This window comes from Promicromonospora sp. NPDC023805 (assembly GCF_040639635.1).
Classification (GTDB): Bacteria; Actinomycetota; Actinomycetes; order Actinomycetales; family Cellulomonadaceae; genus Promicromonospora.
Map to the genome: position 1 here is coordinate 269,239 of NZ_JBFAAH010000001.1, position 23,828 is coordinate 293,066.

The 23,828-nt window shown below is 71.7% G+C and carries 25 protein-coding genes; 8 read left to right on the forward strand and 17 right to left on the reverse strand.

What is annotated here, in order from left to right; all coding sequences use genetic code 11:
• Positions 1-50: 50 nt before the first annotated feature.
• Positions 51-371 (reverse strand): primosomal protein, encoded by a 321-nt coding sequence (locus tag AB0F70_RS01195; RefSeq protein ID WP_357442610.1) that lies wholly within the window; start codon positions 369-371, stop codon positions 51-53.
• A 191-nt stretch (positions 372-562) separates the two neighbouring features.
• Between AB0F70_RS01195 and AB0F70_RS01200 the strand changes: the two genes are divergently transcribed.
• A complete protein-coding gene (locus AB0F70_RS01200; protein ID WP_357442612.1) occupies positions 563-781 on the forward strand; it encodes a DUF5703 family protein in 219 nt (72 codons plus the stop codon).
• Positions 782-876: 95 nt separating this feature from the next.
• On the opposite strand, the gene AB0F70_RS01205 is transcribed toward AB0F70_RS01200, so the two are convergent.
• Entirely contained in the window at positions 877-2,226 is a 1,350-nt protein-coding gene (locus tag AB0F70_RS01205; protein ID WP_357442614.1) for a M20/M25/M40 family metallo-hydrolase, read from the reverse strand.
• Between the two features lie 100 nt (positions 2,227-2,326).
• Between AB0F70_RS01205 and AB0F70_RS01210 the strand changes: the two genes are divergently transcribed.
• The 3 genes from AB0F70_RS01210 to AB0F70_RS01220 are packed head-to-tail and all read left to right on the forward strand — an operon-like array spanning position 2,327 to position 3,653.
• Complete coding sequence (locus tag AB0F70_RS01210; protein WP_357442616.1) at positions 2,327-2,566, forward strand: hypothetical protein; 240 nt, start codon at positions 2,327-2,329, stop codon at positions 2,564-2,566.
• Between the two features lie 53 nt (positions 2,567-2,619).
• Positions 2,620-3,438, forward strand: a complete 819-nt coding sequence (locus tag AB0F70_RS01215; RefSeq protein WP_357442618.1) for a Fic family protein — start codon at positions 2,620-2,622, stop codon at positions 3,436-3,438.
• Entirely contained in the window at positions 3,435-3,653 is a 219-nt protein-coding gene (locus AB0F70_RS01220) for a hypothetical protein (protein ID WP_357442620.1), read from the forward strand. The genes AB0F70_RS01215 and AB0F70_RS01220 overlap by 4 nt, the downstream gene beginning before the upstream one ends.
• Before the next feature lie 77 nt (positions 3,654-3,730).
• On the opposite strand, the gene AB0F70_RS01225 is transcribed toward AB0F70_RS01220, so the two are convergent.
• The 8 genes from AB0F70_RS01225 to AB0F70_RS01260 all read right to left on the reverse strand — a co-directional run bounded on the left by AB0F70_RS01225 (position 3,731) and on the right by AB0F70_RS01260 (position 14,230).
• Positions 3,731-5,818, reverse strand: coding sequence for a M3 family metallopeptidase (locus AB0F70_RS01225; protein WP_357442622.1), 2,088 nt, complete (start codon positions 5,816-5,818; stop codon positions 3,731-3,733).
• Positions 5,819-5,922: 104 nt separating this feature from the next.
• Positions 5,923-7,227, reverse strand: a complete 1,305-nt coding sequence (locus AB0F70_RS01230) for an alginate lyase family protein (protein ID WP_357442624.1) — start codon at positions 7,225-7,227, stop codon at positions 5,923-5,925.
• Positions 7,227-8,510, reverse strand: coding sequence for a ricin-type beta-trefoil lectin domain protein (locus AB0F70_RS01235; RefSeq protein WP_357442626.1), 1,284 nt, complete (start codon positions 8,508-8,510; stop codon positions 7,227-7,229). Before AB0F70_RS01235 ends, AB0F70_RS01230 begins: the two co-directional genes overlap by 1 nt.
• 151 nt (positions 8,511-8,661) lie before the next feature.
• On the reverse strand, positions 8,662-10,344 hold the full coding sequence (locus tag AB0F70_RS01240; RefSeq protein ID WP_357442628.1) for an ATP-binding cassette domain-containing protein: 1,683 nt from the start codon (positions 10,342-10,344) through the stop codon (positions 8,662-8,664).
• Between the two features lie 241 nt (positions 10,345-10,585).
• A complete protein-coding gene (locus AB0F70_RS01245; protein ID WP_357442630.1) occupies positions 10,586-11,104 on the reverse strand; it encodes a DoxX family protein in 519 nt (172 codons plus the stop codon).
• Positions 11,105-11,211: 107 nt separating this feature from the next.
• Positions 11,212-12,093: an ABC transporter permease subunit gene (locus tag AB0F70_RS01250; protein WP_357442632.1), complete on the reverse strand. Its 882-nt coding sequence runs from the start codon at positions 12,091-12,093 to the stop codon at positions 11,212-11,214.
• Positions 12,090-13,130 carry an ABC transporter ATP-binding protein gene (locus AB0F70_RS01255; protein WP_357442634.1) on the reverse strand — a complete coding sequence of 347 codons (1,041 nt, stop codon included), beginning with the start codon at positions 13,128-13,130 and terminating at the stop codon, positions 12,090-12,092. The genes AB0F70_RS01250 and AB0F70_RS01255 overlap by 4 nt, the downstream gene beginning before the upstream one ends.
• Positions 13,127-14,230 (reverse strand): outer membrane lipoprotein carrier protein LolA, encoded by a 1,104-nt coding sequence (locus AB0F70_RS01260; RefSeq protein WP_357442636.1) that lies wholly within the window; start codon positions 14,228-14,230, stop codon positions 13,127-13,129. The genes AB0F70_RS01255 and AB0F70_RS01260 overlap by 4 nt, the downstream gene beginning before the upstream one ends.
• 150 nt (positions 14,231-14,380) lie before the next feature.
• Here AB0F70_RS01260 and AB0F70_RS01265 point away from each other — a divergent pair, with 150 nt between their 5' ends.
• Together AB0F70_RS01265 and AB0F70_RS01270 are read left to right on the forward strand one after the other, a co-directional pair.
• A complete protein-coding gene (locus AB0F70_RS01265) occupies positions 14,381-15,064 on the forward strand; it encodes a response regulator transcription factor (RefSeq protein ID WP_357442638.1) in 684 nt (227 codons plus the stop codon).
• Positions 15,064-16,395 (forward strand): HAMP domain-containing sensor histidine kinase, encoded by a 1,332-nt coding sequence (locus tag AB0F70_RS01270; RefSeq protein WP_357442640.1) that lies wholly within the window; start codon positions 15,064-15,066, stop codon positions 16,393-16,395. Before AB0F70_RS01265 ends, AB0F70_RS01270 begins: the two co-directional genes overlap by 1 nt.
• A 13-nt stretch (positions 16,396-16,408) precedes the next feature.
• Here AB0F70_RS01270 and AB0F70_RS01275 read toward each other — a convergent pair whose 3' ends face one another.
• Positions 16,409-17,002, reverse strand: coding sequence for a TetR family transcriptional regulator (locus AB0F70_RS01275; RefSeq protein ID WP_357442642.1), 594 nt, complete (start codon positions 17,000-17,002; stop codon positions 16,409-16,411).
• A gap of 122 nt (positions 17,003-17,124) precedes the next feature.
• On the opposite strand from AB0F70_RS01275, the gene AB0F70_RS01280 reads away from it, so the two are divergent.
• Positions 17,125-18,528, forward strand: a complete 1,404-nt coding sequence (locus AB0F70_RS01280) for an FAD-dependent monooxygenase (protein ID WP_357442644.1) — start codon at positions 17,125-17,127, stop codon at positions 18,526-18,528.
• Here the strand turns inward: AB0F70_RS01280 and AB0F70_RS01285 are convergent.
• From AB0F70_RS01285 to aspS, 6 genes are all read right to left on the reverse strand, one after another.
• Complete coding sequence (locus tag AB0F70_RS01285; protein ID WP_357442646.1) at positions 18,522-19,151, reverse strand: DUF4190 domain-containing protein; 630 nt, start codon at positions 19,149-19,151, stop codon at positions 18,522-18,524. The two genes, AB0F70_RS01280 and AB0F70_RS01285, sit on opposite strands and share 7 nt — an antisense overlap.
• 64 nt (positions 19,152-19,215) lie before the next feature.
• Positions 19,216-19,866 carry a DUF4190 domain-containing protein gene (locus AB0F70_RS01290; protein WP_357442648.1) on the reverse strand — a complete coding sequence of 217 codons (651 nt, stop codon included), beginning with the start codon at positions 19,864-19,866 and terminating at the stop codon, positions 19,216-19,218.
• 123 nt (positions 19,867-19,989) lie between these two features.
• Positions 19,990-20,574, reverse strand: coding sequence for a DUF4190 domain-containing protein (locus tag AB0F70_RS01295; protein ID WP_357442650.1), 585 nt, complete (start codon positions 20,572-20,574; stop codon positions 19,990-19,992).
• A 141-nt stretch (positions 20,575-20,715) separates the two neighbouring features.
• Entirely contained in the window at positions 20,716-21,255 is a 540-nt protein-coding gene (locus AB0F70_RS01300; protein WP_357442652.1) for a DUF4190 domain-containing protein, read from the reverse strand.
• Between the two features lie 56 nt (positions 21,256-21,311).
• Positions 21,312-21,443 (reverse strand): hypothetical protein, encoded by a 132-nt coding sequence (locus AB0F70_RS01305; protein ID WP_357442654.1) that lies wholly within the window; start codon positions 21,441-21,443, stop codon positions 21,312-21,314.
• 10 nt (positions 21,444-21,453) lie between these two features.
• Positions 21,454-23,244, reverse strand: coding sequence for an aspartate--tRNA ligase (gene aspS / locus AB0F70_RS01310; protein ID WP_357442656.1), 1,791 nt, complete (start codon positions 23,242-23,244; stop codon positions 21,454-21,456).
• A 107-nt stretch (positions 23,245-23,351) separates the two neighbouring features.
• Between aspS and AB0F70_RS01315 the strand changes: the two genes are divergently transcribed.
• Positions 23,352-23,822 (forward strand): PPOX class F420-dependent oxidoreductase, encoded by a 471-nt coding sequence (locus tag AB0F70_RS01315; RefSeq protein ID WP_357442658.1) that lies wholly within the window; start codon positions 23,352-23,354, stop codon positions 23,820-23,822.
• Positions 23,823-23,828: the final 6 nt, after the last annotated feature.

Sequence of the window (23,828 nt, forward strand, 5' to 3'; positions counted from 1 at the left end):
GCGTCCGTACCCGCGTCCGTGCCCGCGTCCGTGCCCGTGCTCGTGCCGGTTCAGCGCTGCTGCGCAGGCTGCGGCTCGTCCTCCTCCACGGATTCCTCTGCCTCGTCCAGGTCGTCGTCGAAGTCGATGTCCTCGAGGTCCTCGTCGTCGTCGTCATCGTCGTCGTCGACCTCGTCGGCCAGGTAGAACGGCGTCACTTCGCCGAACACCGTGGCCAGGGACTCCTCGTACACCTCGTAGGCGTCGGCGAGCACGTCGTACGCGTCGTCGACGGCGGGGTCGTCGTCACTCCGGCGAGTGGCGACCGCGTGGTGATGGGCCTCGAGTGCGGCAATGAGGCGATCTAGCGCGGCACGCGGTTCAACGGTCATGCCTTGACTGTAGCGCCAGGTCCAGGCCTGCGGGATCGCAATTCGTGATCGTTTGCGGCGTGGTGCGACCTCGGTCACTGTGCTCGATCGCCCCGTGCGTCACAATGGGCGCAACAAAGTGTGTTGCTGCCGGCCCAGCTTGGAAAACGGCATAAACTGACCTCACCCGTGACCCGAGGACGGTGCATCAGATGGCGAGAGACGGCTCCGTGTTCCGCAAGCACAGTCAGTACGAGTACCGCATCGTGACATTCGATCCGGACACCAGCGTGCCCGACGCCCGCCGGTTGCTCACCGAAGAGGCCGAGTACGGCCGTTGGGAGCTGGCAAGGACCCTTCTCTACATCGGCGGCAGACGTAAGGTCTGGCTCCGCCGCAAGATCATCCGGGTCTCCTCGACCCTCGACTGAACCCGGTTCGCCGAAGCAGAGCGCCTGTCCGGGGTCTCCCTGGCGTGCACCAGGGAGCCCCGGACAGGCGCTCTACTTACTTCGGCGAACCGAGCTCAGCAGGTCGCCAGCAGGCGGTCCAGCACGCGTGTCCCGAACTTCAGCGCCTCGGTCGGCACACGCTCGTCGACGCCGTGGAACATGCCCGCGAAGTCGAGGTCGTTCGTGAGCTGCAGCGGCGCGAACCCGTAGCCGGTGATCCCGAGCCGGTGGAGCGACTTGTTGTCCGTGCCGCCCGAGAGCGTGTACGGCAGCACCTTCGCGCCAGGGTCCTCGGCGTCGATCGCCGCGACCATGGCGTCCACCAGGTTCCCGCTGAACGGCACCTCGAGCGCCGTGTCCAGGTGGATCGGCTCGATCCGCACGCGCGGGCCGGCGAGCTCGCGCAGCGTCGCCATGCCCGACTCCTCCTGGCCGGGCAGGAGGCGCACGTCGATCGCCGCCTCGGCACGCCCTGGGATGACGTTGGCCTTGTAGCCGGCCTCCAGCTGGGTCGGGTTGGACGTGTTGCGCACCGTGGCGCCCACGAACTTCGCGACCGGGCCCAGCGCCGCGACCAGCGCGTCGATGGTCGCCGGGTCGTCGTAGTCCACGGGGAGGCCGGTGAGGTCCCCGACGCCGCGCAGCAGCGCGTCCACGGTGGGCGTGATCGTGTACGGCCAGGCATGCTGCCCGATGCGCGCGACGGCGGCCGCGAGCTCGGTCACGGCGTTGTCCGGGTTGACCTGCGAGCCGTGCCCCGCCGTGCCGTCCGCGATCAGGCGCAGCCAGGCGATCCCCTTCTCCGCCGTCTGCAGCAGGTAGGCGCGCTTGCCGCCCACCTCGACCGAGTAGCCGCCCACCTCGGAGATCGCCTCGGTCGCGCCCTCGAACAGGTCGGGACGGTGGTCCACGGCCCACCGCGCGCCGTACACGCCGCCGGCCTCCTCGTCGGCGAAGAACGCGACGACGACGTCGCGCGCGGGCTCGCGGCCCTCGCGCACCATCTGCCGCACGACCGCCAGGATCATGGCGTCCATGTCCTTCATGTCGACGGCCCCGCGGCCCCAGATCAGGCTGCCGGTCTCGGTCTCCGTCAGCTCCGCGCCGAACGGGTCCACGGTCCAGTCGTCCTTGGCGGCAGGCACGACGTCGAGGTGGCCGTGCAGGACGAGGGCGGGCCTGCTGCGGTCCGCCCCCTCCAGGCGCACGACGACGGACGCGCGCCCCGGGCTGGACTCGAACAGCTCGGGCTCCAGGCCGACCTCGTGCAGCAGCTCCATGACGTACTCGGCCGCGGCGCGCTCCCCCGGGCCCTCGTTGTTCCCGTAGTTCGACGTGTCGAACCGGATCAGCTCCTGGCAGATCCGGATGACCTCGTCGGCGGCGGTGGGCACGGGCGTGGGGGTCGGAAAGGTATCGGTCACGGAGCCACCGTACATAGACGTTGTACCTGTCCGACCCTCTGGGCACTGCGCTCGGCTCATCGCCATGTATGATGGGGGATACAGCAAAGGGAGGCTCGTCGTGGCGAAGAAGAGCAACAAGAACCGCGCATTGACCGCCAAGGAAGCAGACCGGACGATCAGGGCGGCCGAGGGCGTGCTCGCTTCGGCAGGGCACTACCCGCGCGGCGCCGAGGTGCACGCGGACACCCGTCGTGCTCTGAGGGGTGAAATCACCTTCGACGAGGCCGCTTCACGGATCGCAGCACGCTCCGCCAAGCGCGTCGCCAAGCGGGCGGCCGAGCGGACAGCCGCCAGTTGAGCCCACGGTTCCACGCCTGGGACGACTACTACTACCCAGGTACCAATGTCCTGTTGAACAACGCCGGGCACCTGAACGCTGAGGATCTACGAGAGTTCGAGGAAGAATTTGCGCTGCTGCGCGTGTCACAAGCACTCGGCGCAGAGCCCGTATCGGGGAATCTTGACCGAGCTCACATGTGCGCGATCCACCAGCACATCTTCGGTGACGTCTACGCCTGGGCCGGTCAGGAGCGCACCGCCCCCTCGTTTCCCGAGAGGATGACCAAGAACGGCCCCACGCCTCGGGACATTCGCGATGGTCGGTATGACGCCGAAGCCACTTATCCCTACGCCTACTACTCGGCCGGGGAGGGAATGACCGAGCACTTCGACCGATCGATCCGTACCCTCCACCAGATTTCGGGCCTGCGAGAGATGACCGGGAGCGAGTTCGCCTCCGCCATCGCCGAGCCGTGGGGCGAGATCAACGTCGCGCACCTGTTTCGCGAGGGCAACACTCGCACCCAGGTCGTGTTCTTCACCTACTTCGCCCACGAGCATGGGCACACGGTGGACTCGGGGCGGTTCAGCCGCGACCCCGACTTTCGACTCAAGTTCAATGCAGGGCGGTTCATGGTTCAAGAGACTGTGGACGCAACCTTGCTCGCGGAGGCGCTGGCTGAGGTCATCGACGTTGAACCGTTGGTCGAGGGCGACGACGAAATCCCGGGGCCCACGACTGATATCCCCGTGTACTACCAGCCGCACTATGTCACCTCCAGCGGCGTTTGCGGTGCTCCAACCGCAAACGGGAAACAGTGTCGGCGCCGTGGACGCTGCCCGCACCACAAGGGAAGGATCTCGGCGGACAACGCGAGGCGATGGTCATGACTGCGGGCACCGTCGAGGAGCTTGCCACCGTCGCAGCCGAGCGCGAGCGCGAGGTAAGGCGGATCCGCGAGCAGATGGAGCGGGCGATCGACGCGCGCAACAACGCCGTCCGTGGAATGCGTGAGGCTGGTGCATCCTACGGCGACATCGCCAAGGCACTCGGGCTCACTCGCGCAGGCGCGGTCGGCATCTGCCGCAAGATCGGTGTCGAGTAGCGGCACGCGCGCCCTGCCTGGTCTACGGTCACGCACGCAGTGGCCCGTGACCGTGGACCAGGCAGGTACAGGCGCACTCAGCCCGCCAGGCCGCGGCGCTTGAGGAGCGGCGCGATCTCCGGCGCGCGCCCCACCAGGTCCTCGAAGGACGCGAGCGGATCCTGCGACCCGCCGCGGGCGAGCAGCTTGCGGCGGAACGCCTCGCCGTTCTCCCGCGTGAGGCCGCCGTTCTCGGCGTACCACTCGACGGTGTCGGCGTCGAGCACCTCCGACCAGATGTAGGAGTAGTACCCGGCCGAGTAGCCGCCGCCACCGAAGATGTGGTTGAAGTAGGTGGTGCGGTAGCGCGGGGGCACCGCGTCGAAGTCGACGCCGGCCGCCGCGAGCGCGGCCGCCTCGAAGGGCAGCACGTCCTCTACCGACGTCGGGACCTGCTCCGGCGTCAGCTGGTGCCACGCCTGGTCGAGCAGCGCGGCGGCGAGGTACTCCGTCGTCGCGAAGCCCTCGCCCCAGATGCGGGACGCGAGCATGGTGTCCACCCACTCGGCGGGCATCGGCTCGCCGGTCGCGTGGTGCACGGCGAACGAGCGTAGGATCTCCGGCTCCCAGGACCACATCTCGTTGACCTGCGAGGGGTACTCGACGAAGTCGCGCGGCACGGAGGTGCCCGACCGGGACGGGTAGCGCACGTCGCTGAGCAGCCCGTGCAGGGCGTGCCCGAACTCGTGGAACAGCGTGGTGACCTCGTCCCACACGAGGAGGGTGGGCTCACCCGCCGGCGGCTTGACGATGTTGAGGTTGTTGACGACCACCGGCTTCCGGCCCAGGAGGTGGCTCTGGTCCACGAGGCTGTTCATCCAGGCCCCGCCGCGCTTGGACTCGCGGGTGTACCAGTCGGCGAGGAAGAGGCCGAGGCCTTCGTCGGGCTCGCCCGGCTCGGGTGCGTCGAACACCTCGAAGACGCGCACGTCCGGGTGGTAGCCGGCCAGGTCGTGCCGTTCGGTGAAGGAGAGCCCGAACAGCAGGGTCGCGGCCTTGAACACGCCGTCGTGCACGACGCGTTCGAGCTCGAGGTAGGGGCGCAGGGCGGCGTCGTCCAGGTTGAACCGATCCTTGCGCACTGCCTCGTTGAGGTAGGACCAGTCGGCGGCGGCGACGCCGGCCGTACCGTTCATCTTCGCGAGCTCGGTCGCCTCGCGCCGCGCGTTGGCGACGGCGGCGGGTGCGAGCCGGGCGAGCATCTCGTTGACGGCGGTGGTGGTGCCGGCGGTGGCGTCCGCGGCGATGTAGGCCGCGTGGTGCTCGTAGCCGAGGAGCTGCGCGTGCTCGGCCCGCAGGCGGGCGAGCTCCAGGAGCACCTCGCGCGTGTCGGTCTCGCCGCCCGTGGCGCCGCGCGACGCCGAGGCCTCCTGGACGCGCGCCCGGAGGCCGGCGTCCGCCAGGGATGCCAGCACGTTCTGGTGCGTGAAGAGCTGCATCTCCAGGAGCCAGCCCTCCTGCCCGCGGGCCTCGGCGGCGGCGCGCGCCCCGGCGACGGCGTCCGGGGACAGCCCGGCGAGCTCTGCCTCGTCGGTCACGAGCACGCTCGCCGCGTTGGCACCCGCCAGGAGCTTGCGTCCGAAGCTGGCCTGCAGCGTCGTGATCCGGGAGTTGAGCTCGCGCAGACGCTCCTGGTCGGCCTCGGGGAGCGCGATGCCGGACCGCTCGAACTCCGTGACGAGCTTGCCGAGCAGATAGGCGGTGTCGGGTTCGAGCTCCTGGTCGGCCAGGGACTGCACGCGCGCATAGAGACGGGCGTCCATGCTGATGGCGTCCTGGTGCGCGGCGAGCTGCGGCGCGAGCCGCTCCTGGATGTCCTCCAGGCCGGGCGTCGAGTCGGCGGACAGCGTGCCGTAGAACGCCGTCGCCGCGCGGCCGAGGAGCTGTCCCGCGCGTTCGAGCGCCTCCAGGGTGTTCTCGACGGTCGCCGGCTCCGGGTTGGTCGCTATGGCCTCGACCTCCGCGCGGTGCGCTGCCATGCCCGCGACGACCGCGGGCTCGTAGTGCTCCTCGCGGATCGCCGCGAAGTCGGGCAGCTCGTACGGGAGGGTGGACGGGGCGGCGAAGGGGTTCGCCGGGTCGAGGACGGCGTCCGCGCCCTCGGTGGTGGTGCTCGCAGAGGTCATAAGCACATCTTTACCCATGAAGCGCACCCGCCCGGTTCGTTGAGTGCGGGCTATCTGTGGGACAGCGGCCGTCTGTCCCACAAATAGCCCGCACTCAACGAGCGTCAGCCGAGCACGCGCGGGTTGTCCGCGTGCGTCAGGGTCTCCCACGCCACGAACAGGTTGTTCGTGCCCTGCGGCCGCGTCGACTCGGTCAGGGCCTGGGTGTTCGTCATCCCGTGGCCCTGCCGGTTGTGCAGCGCGTTGAAACCGACCTCGGTGATCGGGCCGAGGCCCAGGTGCACCGAGCCGCCGCAGAGCCACGACGGCACGGCGGTGCCGCGCTGGTAGGTCGAGTGGAGCCCGAGCGCGTGGCGCAGCCGCTCCCCCACCTGCGGGTACAGGTCGTCACCCTGGATGGCGGCGGTCTCCGCGACGTGGGAGATCGCCGAGAGGCCGTAGCCGGTGTGCGTGAAGTCCCGGCAGGTCTCCTGCGCGAGGCCGTTGACCAGCGTGCGCTGGTTGTGCCAGAACGCGAAGATCTGGTCGGGCGTGTCCCTGCCGGTGCCGGGCACGGTGCGGGGCACCGACCCGTCGGAGGTCAGGTAGATGAACGCGGGCACCCGCACGAGGAACCGCTGCCTGGCCGACGCGTACGCGTTCCGGTCGTCGAGGAAGACGGCGATGCCGACGGCGGCCTCCATCATCGACAGCTCCCAGTTGCCGTTGCTGCGGGAGCCGTTGATCACCTCCGGCAGGTAGACGTCGCGCAGCATCGTCTCGAACCGGTCGACGTCGGCCGCCGCCCAGCCCGCACCCGTGTACCGGATGATCTCCGCGGCCCGCGGCCACACCGAACCCGCCCACGCCGTCTGCAGGGGCGCGTTGGAGTCGGTGTGGTCCCGGATCACCGGCGACCACGCGTTCATGATCGCTATCGACTTCTGCGCGTACCGCGCGTCGCCGGTGACCGACCAGGCGAGCGCGTGCGTGTACGCCGCGATGGCGTCCTCCCGCTCGTCCGTGCACCCGATGTTGGGGTTGGAGTACGACCCGCACTCGACGACCGCCCGCGGGTGCGGGGTGTACGAGAGCGACGCGTACCGGCTGCCCATCATCGAGTCGTAGGCACGCCGCCACGGCTGCGCGCCGGCCTGCACCTGCTGCCGCACGAAGTCGAGCTGGGTCCGGCTGACGTGCACCCCCGGGTGCGTGAAGGTGGTGGGTACGTCTGCCGGGACGGCAGCCGGCCCGCCGTCGGGCACCGCGGGCTGCCCGACGGCGGCGGGTGCGCCCGCCGCGGCCGTCGTCGTCCCGCCGGCAGTCCCGCTCGCCGTCCCCGCCGTCGACAGCAGCATGCCGACGGCTACCGCGACGCTCACCCCGACGCTGACCAGCGCCCCCGCCGCCCCGCGATGGCCGGGGCGCATCAGAAGCCCGCCGTGATGCGCGTGAACTCGAACCCCGGCTGGTCCCGGTTGACCGACCAGAACGCGAGCCGCGTCAGCCCGTTGTTCCGCGCGTAGTCGCGGATCTGGGTCCAGGCGGCCGCCGTGGTGACCTCACCCTGGTCGGAGCTCCCGTTCATGCCCGAGATACCCATGTGCGCGTACGCCTGGGCGTCGGTCCAGCCGTTGGCCGACTTGAGCTGGTTCTTCAGCCCCTCTGCCGCGTTGATCGTGTCCTGCGCGATGTTCGAGGAGCCGAAGTTGAACGGCATGATCGTGTAGTTGTCGATTCCGACGCCCAGCTGCGCGGCCCGGTTGATCAGCCGGGTGCCCGCACCCTCCGGACCGCTGCGGCCGGTGCCTATCGTGACGGCGATCTTCACGTTGGGGTTGTTCTGCTTGACGATGATCAGGCCCTGGAGGATGCGGTCCTGGACCGTGTAGTTCTCGAACTCGTCGGAGTTCTCGATGTCGAAGTCGACGACGTGCGGCTGGTGGGCGTTGATGACCTGCTGCACGGCCCCGGCGAACGCGGCCGGCGTCGAGCAGTTCGGGCCGAGCTTGTTGCCGGACCAGCCGCCGAACGAGATCTGCACCTGGCCGCCCGCGGACTTGATCGCGTTGATGGTCTGCTGGTCGACGCCGCCGGTCAGCGGGCGGCTGCCGTCCCAGGCGGGGTTGCAGCCGCCGGACGACAGGATGAACGCCATGGTGAACGCCCGCACACCCGTCTGGCTCATGACCGACGTGGCGCTCGGCGGGTTGCCCCAGCCGAGGTAGAGGTAGGGCGCGGCCGGCATCTTGGCCGGGTTGGGCTGCGGGTTGCCGCCGCCCGTCGGGAGCGTCCAGCGCTGGTTGGCGGCCCCTGCGGTGCAGTCCCAGAGCTGCAGGGGTGTGCCGTCGGCCGAGCTGGGCCCTGTCGCGTCCAGGCACTTGCCCAGCACACGCAGCGTGCCGTCGCCGCCGGCGGTCCACCGCTGCGCGGCGGTGCCGTTGCAGTCCCAGAGCTGGGCGCGGGTCCCGTTCGCGGAGCTCCCGCCCGCCGCGTCGAGACACTTCCCGAGAGCGCGCACCGTGCCGTCGTCGCGCACGTCCCAGCTCTGCGCGTTCGTGCCGTTGCAGCCGTAGAGCTGGACCTGTGTGCCGTTCGCGCTGCTGGCTGCTGCGACGTCGACGCACTTGCCGCCGAAGCCGGTGATGGAACCCGTCGCCGCCTGCGCGGGCAGCGCGCCGCCGCTGAGCGTCAGCGCGGTGACGAGTGCCATGGACAGAACCGCGAGGCCACCGAACACACGGCGCCGTAGACGTGCTTGCATGGTCGTCCTCCATTTACTTTCAAGGCTGTAAGTGAGGAGAACTTACGACCAGCCGGACGCCCGACACATCAGGGCTTCCCCGTACACCGCCCACAGCGCGCTACCGACGCGCCTCCGTCAGGTTGCCCTCCGCGTCCAGGCGGATCTCCGCGTCCAGGTTCAGCCGGTCCAGGAACGTCTTGTCGTGGCTCACCACCAGGAGCGCGCCCCGGTACGCCGACAGCGCGTCGACGAGCTGGTCGGTGCTCGCGATATCGAGGTTGTTCGTCGGCTCGTCCAGCATCAGCAGCTGCGCCGGCGGGTCGGCCAGGAGCAGGCTGGCCAGCGCCACCCGGAACCGTTCGCCACCCGACAGCGTCGCGACCGGCCGGTCCACCGCCGCACCCCGCACCAGGAACCGCGCCAACCGGTTGCGTAGCTCCCCGGGCGGCACGTGCGGCGCCCCCGCCCGCACGGCTTCCAGCACGGCAACGTCGTCGGGCAGCACATCAACCCGCTGCGGCAGATACGCGACCCGCCCGGTCAGCACCTCACCCCCCGCCCCACCTCTCGCCCCACCTCGCTGAGTGCTGGGTATTTGCCCGTCCGGAGCGGGTTCATAGGGCAAATACCCAGCACTCAACGAAGCCGGGACGGTTTGGAGGAGGTGCTCCAGGAGGGTTGTCTTGCCCACGCCGTTCGGGCCCGTCAGGGATAGGCGCTCCGGGCCCTGGATCACGATCTCCCGGCCGTCCGCGCCGCGGAGCACCGCCAGCCGACGGCCCGCCGGGACCCCCGGGTCGGGCAGGTCGACGGAGATCCGGTCGTCGTCCCGCACCGCGCGCTCCGCCTGGTCCACCGCCGCCCGGGCCGCGTCCACCTTGTCGTCGAGCATCCCGCGGCGCGAACCCTGCGACTTCTCCGCACTGTTGCGTCGGTCGTTGATCACCGCCTTCACGTACTTGCTGTTCGCGGCGTCCTTACGCCCCTTGCGCTCGCTGTGCGCTATCCGCTCCTCGGCCTCGATCCGCTGCCGCTTCTCCCGGCGCAGCGTCTGCTCCGCCGCGCGCAACGTCTGCGCCGCCGCCTCCTGCTGCACCTCGAGCCACTCCCGGTACTCCGAGTACGGACCGCCAAAAGTGGTCAGCGAACCGGCGCGCAGCTCCGCCGTCTCGTCCAGCAGCTCCAGCAGCGCCAGGTCGTGCGAGACGACGACGAGCGCGCCCCGCCAGCCCCGCACCAGCTCGTAGAGGCGCTCGCGGGCGCTGCCGTCGAGGTTGTTGGTCGGCTCGTCGAGCAGGGCGACGGCGGCGCTCCCGGTCGACTGCCGCAGCCGGACGCCGGTGATCGCGGCGAGCATCGTCTCGCCGCCCGAGAGCGTCGCGACCGAGCGGTCCAGCCCGGTGGGCAGGCCTGTGGCCGAGAGCAGGGCGACGGCCCGCTCCTCGACGTCCCAGTCGTCGCCGACGACGTCGAAGTGCGCGGGGTCGACGTCGCCCGACTCGATGGCGCGCAGCGCGCGCACGACCCGCGAGATGCCGAGCAGGTCGGCGACCGTCGTATCGATGTCGAGGGTGATCCGCTGCGGCAGGTAGTCGGCGGTCCCGCTCAGGGAGACCTTGCCCGACGTCGGCGTGAGGAGCCCGGCGACCAGGCGCAGCAGGGTCGACTTGCCCGCCCCGTTGAGGCCGGTCAGGCCCGTGCGGCCGCGGCCGAAGGAACCGGAGACGTGGTCGAGCGCGACGGCGCCGTCGGGCCAGGCGAAAGTGACGTCGTGCAGCACGACAGAAGGGTTGGACAACATGGAAGGACTCCCGGGTGGTGGCTGGTGCCGACGCCGGGATGCCGCAACGAATGGTGCGGCGGGACAGGCGTCAGCGCGAGGTGGTCTCGTACCGGGAGATGCCTGTCATCACAGTCCTTCGGGTCGCTCCCTCACACCGCGGACCGCCCGCAGGAGCAGAGAAAGCCTGCCACGACCCCACGCCGGGGCGCAACGTGATTCACGGCGCCCTTGCCGCACGCCACGGTGCGCCCCGGCGAGATCAGCGTCCGGTCAGTACGGCCCAGCGGATGCGCTCGCTGCGCAGGAACAGCGCGGCCCAGACGCCGACGGCGTACAGGACGGGCGTGAGCGTGTGCGACACCGAGTCCTCCAGCCGGATGTGCGCGGCCACGGCGCCACCCAGGTAGGCGGTCAGCAGCAGCCCGCCGAGGAACCCGGTCCACGGCACCGCGTAGAGCAGCACCGCCGCACCCTGCAGCACCCCGACCAGCAGGACGGCGGACGCCGGGTACCCGATGGCCTCGAACATGCCGACGGACCGCTCGGACTCGGTGAGCTGGCCGTACGCACCCTGGCCGAGGTCCAGGGCGATCACGAGCGTGAGGATCCAGCCGAGCACGGGAGCGGCCCGGCCCGCGAACGCCAACCAGCCGCGCGCTCCGCGAGCGCCGGTGGCGGGTTCGGTGTCTGGTGCCGAGGGCCGCGCGGCGGCCTGGGTTGCTGGGCGTGGTGCGGCGGATCTGACGGCCTCGGTGGGGCCGGGAGCATCGATGGTCATGTCGTGGTCTCCGTCTCGTGCGACGTCAGCGGCGCGGTCGAGGGAAAACGTAGGACGCGGGCGTCGCCGCGGGACACGGCACTAATCGTTTAAGGGGCCGAACTCGCTCAGCCGTCCCTGGTCGTGAGGCGGGCGTAGGCCAGCGAGATGCCGATGACGAGGTAGCACCCCGCCCGGAACGCTCCCTCGGCCAGGCCGTCGAACGAGACCGGGTCGCGGATCAGGTCGACCAGGCTGGCGAGCGAGGACGGCAGCAGGTACGGGTGCAGCCAGTCCAGCGCCGAGATCTGCAGCAGGACGACGGACACGATCAGCCCGCCGAGCACGCCGACCACCACCACCATCGGGTGCTCGGTGGACGCCGAGATCGCGAGCGCCACGGCTCCGACCGCCATCAGGTAGAGCGTTGCCCAGGCGACGGCGACGCCCAGCCGCCACAGCACGTCGGCGATCGACAGCTCGGTGCCGGACATCGACACCAGGCCGTCGGTTCCCGCGAGGACCAGGCCCGTCACCAGGCCGGACGCGACGACGACGCCGGACGCGACCAGCGCGACGACGAGCACGCCCACCGCCTTGACCAGCAGCAGCCGGCCGCGGGAGACGGGGGCGAGGAGCCAGCCGCGCAGCGTGCCGTGGGACTGCTCGCCGGCCAGTGCGTCGCCGCTCGCCATCGCCACGGTGAGCGGCAGCATGAGCATCAGCAGGGTCATGAGCGAACCGAGCGGCAGCACGAACGCGCTGGTGGCCATCGTCACGAAGATCGGCGGGCCGCCGTCGGAGGCGCCGGGGCCGGCGCCCGCAGGGCCGGCGTCGACAGGGCCGCCGCCGCCGTCGAGTGTCAGGTCGACGGCGATGCCGGTGATCACCGGGAGCGCCGCGAGCAGGGCCAGCACCACGAGGGTGCGCGGACGCCGGAAGATCCACCGCACCTCGGCCCGCAGCAGGCGTCCGAGCGGGGCGCGCCGTGTGCCGGCAACTGCGGTCATCGCGCCACCTCCGGTTCCTCGGCGTCGACCTCGCCGACCAGGTCGCCGACCACGTCGCCGGCCAGGTCGCCGACGTCGTGCGTGAGCCGGGCGAAGGCCTCCTCCAGGCCGGTGCGCTCGCGCCGGGCCTCGTCCACGCGCGCGCCGCCGCGGACCAGGGTCTCGATCACCGTCGCGGGCTCCGTCGTCGTGATGTCCACCCGGACGCCGCCGGGCGCGAGCCGGGCGGGGATCCGGTGGTCCCGCAGGGTGTCCACCGCGGCCGCGCCGTCGGGCGTGGACACGAGCAGCGTGGGGCTGCCGGACTCCAGCAGGTCGTCCAGCGCGCCCTGCGCCACCACCACCCCGGCGTTCAGCACCACCACGTGGGTGCAGGTGGCCTCGACCTCCGCGAGGAGGTGGGACGACACGAGCACCGTCACACCGCGGTCGTGCAGCTCGGCGATGATCCGGCGGACCTCCTGGGTGCCTGCCGGGTCCAGCCCGTTCGTCGGCTCGTCCAGCACGACGAGCCTGCGCGGCGCGAGCAGCGCCGAGGCGAGCCCGAGGCGCTGCTTCATGCCCAGCGAGTACGCGCGGTACTTCTTCCTTGCCGCGCCCCCGAGGCCCACGCGCTCCAGGGCCGTGGACACGGCGCCGTCCAGGTCGCCGCCGGCCAGCAGCGGCTCGGCGGCCGCGAAGCGCAGCAAGTTCTCCCGGCCGGACAGGAACGGGTGGAAGCCTGGCCCCTCCACCAGGGCTCCGACGTGCGGGAGCACCTGGTCGGCGGCACCCGGCATCGGCACGCCCAGCAGCTCGATCTCGCCCTCGGTCGGCTGGACCAGGCCGAGCAGCATCCGGATGGTCGTCGTCTTGCCGGAGCCGTTCGGCCCGAGCATCCCGACCACTGCGCCCTCGGGGACCTCCAGGTCGACGCCGTCCACGGCGACCGTGCCGCGGTAGACCTTGCGCAGCCCCCTGGTGCGGGCCGCCGGCACGGTGCCGGAGCCGCTCACGGCCTCCGGCACCGTCGCTTCCTCGGCGTGCGCAGGGGTCACTGCCGGGCCGTGTCGTCGAACGTGTCGAGCGCGTCGACGAGCACCTGCCGCGGCACCGCACCGGCCGCGATCCGGCCGTCGTCGGTGAGGACGACGCCGCCGACGGCGACCTGCACGTGGGTCCCGGAACCGAACTCGCCGGACACCGGTGTGCCGATCTGCTCGAGGATCCCGCCGAGGTCCTGGCCGCCCTGCGGGCCGCCCTCGAAGGAACCCGCGGACGGCACCTCGGCGGGCACCTCGCCGATCACCACCGTGTCCCAGCCGTCGCCGACCGTCGTCGTGCGCTGCTCGACGGCGTCCTCTCCCCCGGCGTCGCGGAGCGCGCCCGCGGCGTCGTCCGCCTCGGTGGTCTCGACCTCCGCGCCCTTCGGCGGCGTGAACTCGAACAGGTCCGCGTCCTGCGCACCCAGCTCGAGCTCGACGAAGCCGAGCGACAGGACGGGATCGGTCGTGCCGTTGGCGAAGACGTCGAACCGCAGCGGGATCCGCGTCTCCGCGTCGATCGCCACGGTGATCTCCCGCAGCAGCGTCTTCTCGGACGGCTTCGGCGTCAGCACCAGCTCGTACGCCGCGCGGTCGGCGACCTGGGCGGTGCCGTCCACGAAGATGTCGCTGGTGGGGCGGAGGCGCTCGATGATCTCGGCCGCCGCCTGCGACGGGTCCGCCAGCTCGGCCTCCGCGTGCCCGCGCATCGCGTCGGCGTCGGCCGCGTCCCAGGTGAGGCCCTTGGCCGTGCGCTCCTGCGAGTCGTAGGCCCACGCCTCCTCGGCGTTCTTGACGAACGTCAGCTCGGAGGCCTTGCGCTCGACCTGGACCCGGGCGCCCTCAGCGCCGTCGTGGAACACGCGCACCGTCTCGAAGTCGAGCGCCTCCGTCCCGGGTACGGCGGGCAGGCCGAGCTCGTTCTTCAGCTCGGCCACTCCTGCGAACGCCGGCGCCTCGGCCGCGAGCGCCGAGGCGACCAGCGCCTCGGCGCCGATCTCGGGCAGCACCGGCTCGTCGTCCGCGCCTGCGGGCAGGGCGCTCAGCGCGAGGCCGGCGAGCCCCAGGGTGATTCCTGATCCCGCGGCGACCAGTGCCTTCGTCCTGGGCCTCATGTCCGGCTCCTTCGCTCTTCGACCAGTGTGCGCTACCGATACCGTCAACGATGCCCCCTGCCTGCTGAGACCTTCCTCAGCGAGCGGTCGCATGCGGTGACCTCGTCCGGGATGCTCCGGCAGGGCAGGTCATACGGCATGCTGGCAGCCATGAGGCCGCAGATCCTCGTGGTCGACGACGAGCCGGGCGTCCGCAAGGCGCTCGACCGCGGCCTGCGCGCGGAGGGCATGGACGTGACGGTCGCCGCGGACGGGCCGTCGGCGCTCGAGCTGGCCCGCACCGGGTCGTACGACGCGATACTGCTGGACATCATGCTTCCCGGCCTGTCCGGGTACCGCGTGCTGCAGGAGCTGCGGTCCGACGGCGTCGCGACGCCCGTGCTGCTCGTGTCGGCGAAGGACGGCGAGGTGGACCAGGCCGACGGCCTGGACCTCGGGGCGGACGGCTACGTGGTCAAGCCGTTCTCCTTCGTGGTGCTCCTCGCCCAGCTGCGCGCCACCCTGCGCCGGGCGGCGACGGGTATCGCGCGGGACCGGATCCGGCTCGGGCCGCTGACGATCGACCGGGAGGCACGCACGGCGCGGTACGACGATGCAGTCGTCCCCCTGAGCCCGCGCGAGTACGCGCTGCTGGAGGCCCTTGCCCTGCGAGCCGGGACGGTCTGGACCAAGGAGGAGCTGCTGCACGAGGTGTGGGGCGACGAATGGGCGGCGACCCGGAACGTCGTGGAGGTGTACGTCGGCTACCTGCGCCGCAAGCTGTCCGCAGCGGGCGCCGACGGCCTGGTCCGGACCGTGCGGGGGCACGGGTACCAGCTCGGCGAGCCACGCTAGTGCGGACACCGACGGGTGGCCGCTGGGCGGGCACGTCGTTGCGCCTGCGGATCACCGCCCTCGTCACGGCCGTCACGCTGGCCTGCCTGCTCGGCCTCGCGACGGTCGCCGGCCGGGGCCTGGGGCCGCTGCTCACGGATGCGGTGGACGACGAGCTCCAGGAGGCGCTGAGCGGCGCGGCGCGCTCCGTCGCCGCGGGCGGCGCGCCCGTGTCGCCCGACGGCCTGGCGGTCCGCGTCCTGGACACCGCGGGCAGCCCCGTCGACGACGGCGCACAGCCCGCCCTGACGCGCGACGAGGTGCGCAGCCTGAAGGCCGGCACGCCCACCACCGCGGACGGTCGAGGGCCGGTCCGCTGGCACGGCGCCGTCGTCACCGTCCCGGACGGCAGCCAGCGGCTCGTGGCCGTCGGGGCCGGACTCGTGGGGCAGCACGCCGCCGAGGCCTCGGGCAGCCGGTGGCTGCTGTTGACGGCGCTGGTCGGGACGGTCGTCGCGGGGGTGGCGATCTGGTTCGCCGTCGGGTCGGCGCTGCGCCCGGTCGCGCGGATGCGCCGGTCCGTCCGCGGTCTCGCCCCCGGTGAACGTGTGGCGGTGCCCGACGCCGCGGCCGGCGAGCTGCGCGCCCTGGCCGACGACTTCAACGTGCTGCTGGACCAGCAGGACGCCACCGCCGAACGCCTGCGGCGGTTCACCGGCGACGCCGCGCACGAGCTGCGCTCCCCCGTGGCGTCCATCCGCCTGCAGTCGGAGGTCGCGGTGGCCAACCCCGACCCGGAGCTCTCGCACGAGGTGCACGCCGACGTCCTCGCCGACGCCGAGCGGCTCTCCGCGCTGCTCGACGGGCTGCTGGTGCTGGCCCGCTCGGACGCCGGTGAGCTGCCGCCTTCCGAGACCGTGGACCTGGTGGGCGAGGTGCGCGCCGCGGTCGAGCGCGCCGGGGAGCAGCCGGCGCCGATGGTGGTCAACGCCATGACCGGCCAGGCCTGGGCCGCCGCCGCGCACACCGAGGTCGAGCTCGTCCTCGACAACCTGCTGCGCAACGCCTGCCGGTACACCCGGACCCGGGTGGTCGTGTCGGTGCTCGCGAGCCGGTCCACCGTGCGCGTTCTGGTCGACGACGACGGGCCGGGTGTCCGGCCGGAGCACCGGTCGAAGATCTTCGACCGCTTCTACCGGGTCTCGGACGACCGCGCCCGCGCCTCCGGAGGCGCCGGGCTCGGCCTGGCCCTGGTCGCCGAGCTCGTCCGCCGCCGGGGCGGCCGGGTCGCGGTCGGCGAGTCGCCGGAGGGCGGCGCGAGGTTCACCGTCGTCTGGCCACGGGCCGGCTGAGCCGCACCGCGGGTCACGGCGCCTCCGCGGTGATGTACCGCTGCACGGTGGGCGCGAGCCACGCGACGACGTCGTCGCGCGACATGTCCGCGGCCGGACCGAACTTCAGCACGTACCGCACCAGTGCCATGCCGAGCACCTGCGCGGCCACGAGCGCGGCGCGGCGTTCGGCGTCCGCCGGGTCGGGCACGAACGCCCGCGCGGCCGGCACGAGCTGGGTGCCGAACACCTGGCGCAGGCGTTCCGAGCCGGACTCGTTGGTCACTCCCACGCGCAGCAGGGTCCGCAGCACCGTGTCCCGCTCCCACAGCTCGAGGAAGTGCGTGACCAGGACGACGCCCAGCCGGTCCGGATCGATCTCGCTGAGGTCCGGGAAGTCGAGCTCGACGTCGATCACCGCGGCGAACAGGCCCTCCTTCGAGCCGTAGTAGCGCATGACCATGGAGGGGTCGATCCCGGCGTCGCGCGCGATGGCGCGCACCGTCGCCCGCTCGTACCCGTCGGACGCGAAGCGCTCCTTTGCCGCGTCCAGGATCGCGGCGCGGGTCACGTCGGAGCGGCGTGGGACTTCTGAGCCTGTCATGCCACCTGTCACGTCACCAGTCATGTCAACAACTGTAGGCCAACACCTGTTGACGTGTGCGCGCCACGCTGCCTAGGCTGGTCAACAAGCGTTGGCAAACAAGCGTTGGCGGAACGGCCGTCGGCGGGACAGCCGAGGAGGACGCCATGAACACGGACGTCATAGTTGTCGGAGCCGGGCCCACCGGCCTCCTGCTCGCCGGAGACCTCGCCACCGCAGGTGCCCGCGTGACCGTGCTGGAGAAGCGTCCGGCGGGGCTGAGCAACCTCACCCGGGCGTTCGCCGTGCACGCCCGCAGCCTCGAGGTGCTCGACGCGCGGGGCCTCGCGGACGAGCTCGTCGCCAAGGGGCAGCCGGTCCGGGCCATCCGGCTCTTCCAACGGCTCACCGTCAGCCTGGCCGACCTGCCCTCCCGGTTCCAGTACGTGCTCGTGGTGCCCCAGTACGAGGTGGAACGCCTGCTGCGCCGCCGGGCCGAGGAGGCGGGGGCGGTGTTCCGCCACGACACCGAGGTCACGTCCCTCGCCCAGGACGGCGAGGGCGTCACCGTGACGGCGGCGGACGGCTCGCAGCTGCGGGCCAGGTACCTCGTCGGGACCGACGGCGCCCGCTCGACGGTACGGAGCGCGGTAGGCATCCCGTTCCCCGGCAAGGCGGTCATCCGGTCGATGGTGCTCGCGGACGTCCGGCTGGCCCGCAAGCCCGCCGACACCCTGAGCGTCGCAGCGGCGAACGACTCGCTCGGCTTCCTCGCCCCCTTCGGCGACGGCTGGTACCGGTTCATCGGCTGGCAGGGCGACCGCTCCGTGAGCGAGGACGAGCCCGTCGACCTCGACGAGGTGCGCTCCATCGCCCGCGCCACCCTCGGCGACGACTTCGGCATGAGCGAGCCGCGCTTCCTGTCCCGCTTCCACTCGGACGAGCGCCAGGCTCCGACCTACCGCAAGGGCCGCGTGCTCCTCGCCGGCGATGCCGCGCACGTCCACAGCCCCGCGGGCGGCCTCGGCATGAACACGGGCATGCAGGATGCCGCGAACCTCGGCTGGAAGCTCGCCGCCGCCCTGCGGCTGCCCGACGCCGCGGGGGCCGCCGTCCTCGACAGCTACGAGGGCGAGCGGCATCCCGTCGGCAAGCAGGTCCTCCGCGCGAGCGGCGGCATCCTGCGGGCCGCGACCAGCCGCGGGCCGCTCGCGACGCTGGCCGGCACCATCGGCGTCGGCATCGTGTCGCGGGCCGCGCCGATCCGGCGGCGGGCGGCGGGCTTCATCTCCGCGCTGGGCATCGCCTACCCGCGGCCGCGCGGTTCGCACCCGCTGGTCGGGACGCGCGCCCGCGACCTGCCGCTGGAGGGCGGCTCACGCCTCGCCGAGGCGCTGCGCGCGGGCCGGTTCGTCATGGTCGCCCCCGCGGGTGCGCCGACGCCGGACCTGCCCGGCACGCTCGGCGAGGTGGATCCCGCCGAGCGCGCCATGGTCCGCAGGGCCGACGGCGGTGCCACCACCCTGCTGGTCCGCCCCGACGGTTACGTCGCGGCGGTCAGGGGTCAGTAGTCGGAGTAGTCCGAGTAGGAGCCGTTGAAGCCCTCCCGGAACTCCGGGATGGTGAACAGGATCGCGAGGCCGATACCGCCGAGAACGGTCAGCCCGATGGTGACCCAGCCGGTGATGATGCCGCCAAGGGCCAGGCCGGGGTTGTCGGCAAGGCCCTCCTTGTTGGCCTTGCGGCTCATGTACCCCGTGATGAGCGCGGGGATGGCCGCGAGAAAACCGACCACGCAGGTGAACAGCATGAGGATGCTGAGGATGCCCAGCACGAGCGACCACACGCCGAGTGCGTTCTTCTCGGCGGGGGCGGTGTACCCGTAGGGAGCTCCGTACTGCCCCGCGTGGGGCTGGTACGGCCCGGGCGAGCCGGCCTGCTGGTACGGCTGCTGATAGGGCTGCTGGGAGTACGGCTGCTGATAGGGCTGCTGCGTCTCGGCGGGCCCCGGCTGGTAGGGCTGGGGCGGCGCGGGCTGCTGCAGGTCCGGGTACGGCTGCCCGTACGGGGGCGGCACCGCTGCCTGGTCCGGCGCGGGGGCCTGACCAGGGACGGAACCCTGGTCGGGGGCGGGGTCCGGGGTGTTCCGCTGCGGCGGGTCGTACGGGGACTTCCACTCGTCCGGCTGGGTCATGCTCGTACCTTCCACGTGCGGGGTTCCAGGGCGCTGTGCTCGGTAGCGAGCGATCTCATCGGACTCATGTCTGGGAGACCGCGAGCCCCGCTCCGAGGAGCCCGACGAGCACTATGCCGAGCCACACCAGGATCCCGGCGCCGAACAGGGCGATGTTGATCCAGCCGAGGATGAGTCCGGCCGTCGCCGCACCGGTGTTGTTCGCCAGGCCGTCCCGGATCGCCTTCCTGCTGGCGTTCCCGGTGGCGACCGCCACGATGCCGAGGACGAGCGGGCAGAGGATCCAGCTCAGGATGCCGGTCACCAGGGACCAGACACCCAGATCGTTCTTCGGCGGCGGGGGCGCGTAACCGTACGGCCGCGGCGGGCCGTACTGGTACTGGACCTGGCCTTGCGGCACGTGCGGCTGCAGCTGCCCGGAGGGGTACTGGCCGGTCGAGTACTGGCCCGTCGAGTACTGGCCCGTCGAGTACTGCCCGGTCGGGTACTGACCCGTCGGGTACTGACCGGAGGTCGGCTGACCGGTCGGGTACTGCCCGGTCGGACCCGCGGAACCCTGGGACTGCTGGTCCGACGGGTGCTGCACGGGATGCGCGGGCGCCGCATCGGCGGGCGGCGGTACTGGCGGAGTCGGGGGCTGGTCCGCCGGCGGCTGCGGGACAGCCTGCTGGTTCGGCGGGTCGTGGGGGACGTACCCGTCGTCGGGCTGGGTCATCGGGGGGCTGCCTTCCAGGCTCAGCCGCGCCACGCGGCGCGGACACAAGACGACGAGTCAGCCCGCCGCGATGCCGAGAAGTTATCACCTCGGATGCGGCGGGCTGACAGGTTACGGGTGGTCTCAGCTGTTCTCGAGGTTCTCGAGCTCGTCCATGAGCTCCTGGAGCTCAGGGTCCATCGTCTCGCCGTTTTCGCCGTACTCCTGCTCCATCTGCTGCTGGAGCTCGTCCTGGAAGGCCGGGTCGTTGACCGCCGTCGCCGCCATGATCGCGCCGGCGATGAGGAAGCCGAGCACGACGGTGGTCCACGCGATGCCGACCCAGCCGGTGATGATGCCCACGAGGCCCATGGCGCCGTTGTCGGCCTGGCCCTCCTGCTGGGCCTTGCGGCTCTTGTGACCGGTGATGATCGCGGCGATACCCGTGAGCAGGCCGCAGCCCAGCACAGCCAGGATGCCCAGCACGAGCGACCACACGCCGAGGCCGTTCTTCGGCAGCGGCGCGGCACCGTAGGGCGCGGGCTGCCCACCCTGCGCGTAGACCGGCGCCTGCTCGTACTGCTGCTGATAAGGCTGCTGCTGGTTCGGCTGCTGCTCGTACGGTGCGGGCTGCCCGGGAACCGAGCCCGGCGCCGGTGTGGCCGGCTGTCCCTGCTCCGGCTGCTGCGGCGGGTCGTACGGCGACTGGCCGCCGTCAGGCTGGGTCATCGTGCTGCCTTTCTGATTGCGTGGTGCCGGGGCTGAACCGGCGGAGAGAGGCCAAACCTACAGGTCGGGGGCCGCCCGGGGCACGTCAAACACACGCCATCGCACGGGGAGATCTGCCCGGGTCCCGTGCGGGTCGATGGGTCAGTAGCCGTAGCCGCCCATGTCGTTCACGTCGCTCCACTCGCCGAAGGCTCCGGCGAGCAGCCCTGCGCCCAGCAGGATGAAGAAGAGCACTATGCCGAGAACTGACAGCGCTATGTTGACCCAGCCCAGGATCAGACCGGCGGTGGCCATGCCGCGGTTGTCCGCCAGGCCCTCGTCGGCGGCCCTGCGGCCCATGGTGCCCGTGATGACCGCGGCGACGCCGAGCAGGATCGGGCACATGACGTAGCTGAGAATTCCGCTGATCAACGACCAGACGGCCAGGTCGTTCTTGGGCGGCGAGGGCGCGTACCCGTGCTGCGGGGCGGCCGGGGCCGCGGGCTGCCCGTACGCGGCAGGAGCGGCGGGCTGCTCGTAGGGCGCGCTCGCGGCGGGCTGCTCGAAGGACTCCGTGCGGTCCGGATCCGCCGGGCCGGCCGGGAGCTCTGCTTCGAGCGATGACTCCGGCAAGGGCTGGGTGGGCTGGATCTCCGGGTCCTGCTGAGGATCGCGTGGTGTGCCGCCTGGGTTCTCGGTCATGAGGCTGCCTTCCAGGTCTGGGTCCTGGGGTGCCGGGACCGGCGCCCCGGTTCCACCTAACCAGTGATGGAGGGGGCGCGCCCGGGAAACACGCGGGTCAGACGCGGTACGGCGCCCTCGGTCGTGACACGGCCGAGGCCCTGGCCGGAGAAGATCTCTCCGGCCAGGGCCTCGGTACCTCGGGTCATGTACCTCTGGTCACGCGGTAGTGGCCGCCACCGGCACCGCGGCCTCGGGCTTGAAGTCGACGCCGGCCTCCTTGCGCTGCTCCGGCGTGATCGGCGCCGGGGCCGCCGTCAGCGGGTCGAACCCGCCGCCCGACTTCGGGAACGCGATGACGTCGCGGATCGACGGCGACTTCGTCAGCAGGGCGACTATGCGGTCCCAGCCGAACGCGATGCCGCCGTGCGGCGGGGCGCCGAACGCGAAGGCGTCGAGCAGGAAGCCGAACTTCTCCTGCGCCTCCTCCTGCCCGATGCCCATCACGTCGAAGACGCGCTCCTGCACGTCACGGCGGTGGATACGGATCGAGCCGCCACCGATCTCGTTGCCGTTGCACACGATGTCGTAGGCGTAGGCCAGCGCGTCGCCCGGCGCCTCCTCGAACCTGTCGATCCACTCGGGGGTCGGCGACGTGAACGCGTGGTGCACAGCGGTCCAGGCGGACGAGCCGAGGTCGACGTCGTCGTCCTCGCCGGCCGGCTTGAACAGTGGCGCGTCGACGATCCACACGAACGCCCAGGCGTCCTCGTCGATCTGGCCGGTCCGGTGCGCGATCTCGACGCGCGCGGCGCCGAGCAGCGAGCGGGAGTCCGAGGTCTTGCCGGCGGCGAAGAACACCGCATCACCCGGCTCGGCGCCGGTGACCTTCGCGAGGTTCGCCCGCTCGTCGTCGGACAGGTTCTTGGCGACCGGGCCGCCGAGCTCGCCCTCCTCCGAGAACGTCACGTACGCGAGGCCGCGTGCGCCGCGCTGCTTGGCCCACTCCTGCCACGCGTCGAACTGGCGACGGGGCTGGGAAGCCCCGCCCTGCATGACGACGGCGCCCACGTACTCCGCCTGGAAGACGCGGAACGGAGTGTCGGCGAAGAAGTCGGTGAGCTCGACGATCGGGTTGCCGAAGCGCAGGTCGGGCTTGTCCGAGCCGTACAGGCGCATGGCCTCGTGGAACGTCATGCGCTGGATCGGGGTCGGGATCTCGACGTCGACCAGGGCCCACAGCGCCTGCAGGATCTGCTCCCCCAGGGCGATGACGTCGTCCTGCTCGACGAAGCTCATCTCGACGTCGAGCTGCGTGAACTCCGGCTGGCGGTCCGCGCGGAAGTCCTCGTCGCGGTAGCAGCGGGCGATCTGGTAGTAGCGCTCCATGCCGCTGACCATGAGCAGCTGCTTGAACAGCTGCGGCGACTGCGGCAGGGCGTACCAGGAGCCGGGCGCCAGGCGGGCCGGGACCAGGAAGTCGCGGGCGCCCTCCGGGGTGGACCGGGTGAGCGTCGGCGTCTCGATCTCGACGAAGTCCTGCGCGTCCAGCACGCGCCGCGCGGCCTGGTTCGCCTTGGAGCGCAGGCGCAGCGCGGCGGCCGGGGCAGGCCGGCGCAGGTCGAGGTAGCGGTGCTTGAGGCGTGCCTCCTCGCCGATCACCTCGGTGTCGGCGAGAGCCGTCGACACCTGGAACGGCAGCGGGGCCGACTCGTTGAGCGTGACGACCTCGGTCGCGACGACCTCGACCTCGCCGGTGGCGAGGTTGGGGTTCGCGTTGCCCTCGGGGCGACGGCCGACCTCACCGGTCACCTGCAGCACGTACTCCGCGCGCAGCGGGTGGGCGATCTCCTCGTCCCGGATGACCACCTGGGCGATGCCCGATGCGTCACGCAGGTCGATGAACGCCACTCCTCCGTGGTCACGGCGGCGATCGACCCAGCCCGTGAGGGTGACGGTCTGGCCGATGTGCTCGGCTCGTAGCGAGCCGGCCGTGTTGGTGCGGAGCACTGAGAGGTCCTTCCAGCGTGGGGGTGAGGTCTCCGAATTCTAGTCACCGCCGCAACTCCTTGGCGCCGTCGGCCGGGGTGTGGGTGGTCCGGCGTAGCCTGGCGCTCATGCCCAGGACTATCGCCACCAACACCGCCGTGACCCGAGACGAGCTGCTGGAGTTCCTCCGCTCGCGCCGCAACGGGATCCTCGTGACCAGCAGAGCCGACGGCGCCCCGCAGCTCAGCCCCGTCACCTACGGCGTGGACCCGCAGGGGCGCGTCGTCGTCTCCACGTACCCGGAGCGGGCCAAGGTGAAGAACCTGAGGAAGCGCCCCGCCGCGTCGTTCATGGCGCTGGGCGAGGGCTTCAACGAGGCGTGGGTCCAGATCGACGGCACCGCCGAGGTGCTGGACGTCCCCGAATCCGTCGAGCCGCTGGTCGACTACTTCCGCGCAGCCGCGGGCAAGGAGCACCCCGACTGGGACGAGTACCGCGCGGCCATGGTCGAGCAGGGCAAGTCGATAGTGCGGATCACTATCGAGCGCTGGGGCCCGATCGCGACGGGCGGGTTCCCTGCGCGACTCGCGGAGGGCTGACCCGCC

Coding starts and splice junctions, on each gene's coding strand:
- AB0F70_RS01285 (WP_357442646.1), bottom strand. CDS start 19,151: ATGACCCAGCCGGACGAGTGGAAGTCCCCGTACGACCCGCCGCAGCGG.
- AB0F70_RS01245 (WP_357442630.1), bottom strand. CDS start 11,104: ATGACCATCGATGCTCCCGGCCCCACCGAGGCCGTCAGATCCGCCGCA.
- AB0F70_RS01315 (WP_357442658.1), top strand. CDS start 23,352: ATGCCCAGGACTATCGCCACCAACACCGCCGTGACCCGAGACGAGCTG.
- AB0F70_RS01290 (WP_357442648.1), bottom strand. CDS start 19,866: ATGACCCAGCCCGACGACGGGTACGTCCCCCACGACCCGCCGAACCAG.
- AB0F70_RS01275 (WP_357442642.1), bottom strand. CDS start 17,002: ATGACTGGTGACGTGACAGGTGGCATGACAGGCTCAGAAGTCCCACGC.
- AB0F70_RS01250 (WP_357442632.1), bottom strand. CDS start 12,093: ATGACCGCAGTTGCCGGCACACGGCGCGCCCCGCTCGGACGCCTGCTG.
- AB0F70_RS01240 (WP_357442628.1), bottom strand. CDS start 10,344: ATGTTGTCCAACCCTTCTGTCGTGCTGCACGACGTCACTTTCGCCTGG.
- AB0F70_RS01235 (WP_357442626.1), bottom strand. CDS start 8,510: ATGGCACTCGTCACCGCGCTGACGCTCAGCGGCGGCGCGCTGCCCGCG.
- AB0F70_RS01265 (WP_357442638.1), top strand. CDS start 14,381: ATGAGGCCGCAGATCCTCGTGGTCGACGACGAGCCGGGCGTCCGCAAG.
- AB0F70_RS01195 (WP_357442610.1), bottom strand. CDS start 371: ATGACCGTTGAACCGCGTGCCGCGCTAGATCGCCTCATTGCCGCACTC.
- AB0F70_RS01305 (WP_357442654.1), bottom strand. CDS start 21,443: ATGACCCGAGGTACCGAGGCCCTGGCCGGAGAGATCTTCTCCGGCCAG.
- AB0F70_RS01225 (WP_357442622.1), bottom strand. CDS start 5,818: ATGACCTCTGCGAGCACCACCACCGAGGGCGCGGACGCCGTCCTCGAC.
- AB0F70_RS01230 (WP_357442624.1), bottom strand. CDS start 7,227: ATGCGCCCCGGCCATCGCGGGGCGGCGGGGGCGCTGGTCAGCGTCGGG.
- AB0F70_RS01300 (WP_357442652.1), bottom strand. CDS start 21,255: ATGACCGAGAACCCAGGCGGCACACCACGCGATCCTCAGCAGGACCCG.
- AB0F70_RS01200 (WP_357442612.1), top strand. CDS start 563: ATGGCGAGAGACGGCTCCGTGTTCCGCAAGCACAGTCAGTACGAGTAC.
- AB0F70_RS01280 (WP_357442644.1), top strand. CDS start 17,125: ATGAACACGGACGTCATAGTTGTCGGAGCCGGGCCCACCGGCCTCCTG.
- AB0F70_RS01295 (WP_357442650.1), bottom strand. CDS start 20,574: ATGACCCAGCCTGACGGCGGCCAGTCGCCGTACGACCCGCCGCAGCAG.
- AB0F70_RS01220 (WP_357442620.1), top strand. CDS start 3,435: ATGACTGCGGGCACCGTCGAGGAGCTTGCCACCGTCGCAGCCGAGCGC.
- AB0F70_RS01260 (WP_357442636.1), bottom strand. CDS start 14,230: ATGAGGCCCAGGACGAAGGCACTGGTCGCCGCGGGATCAGGAATCACC.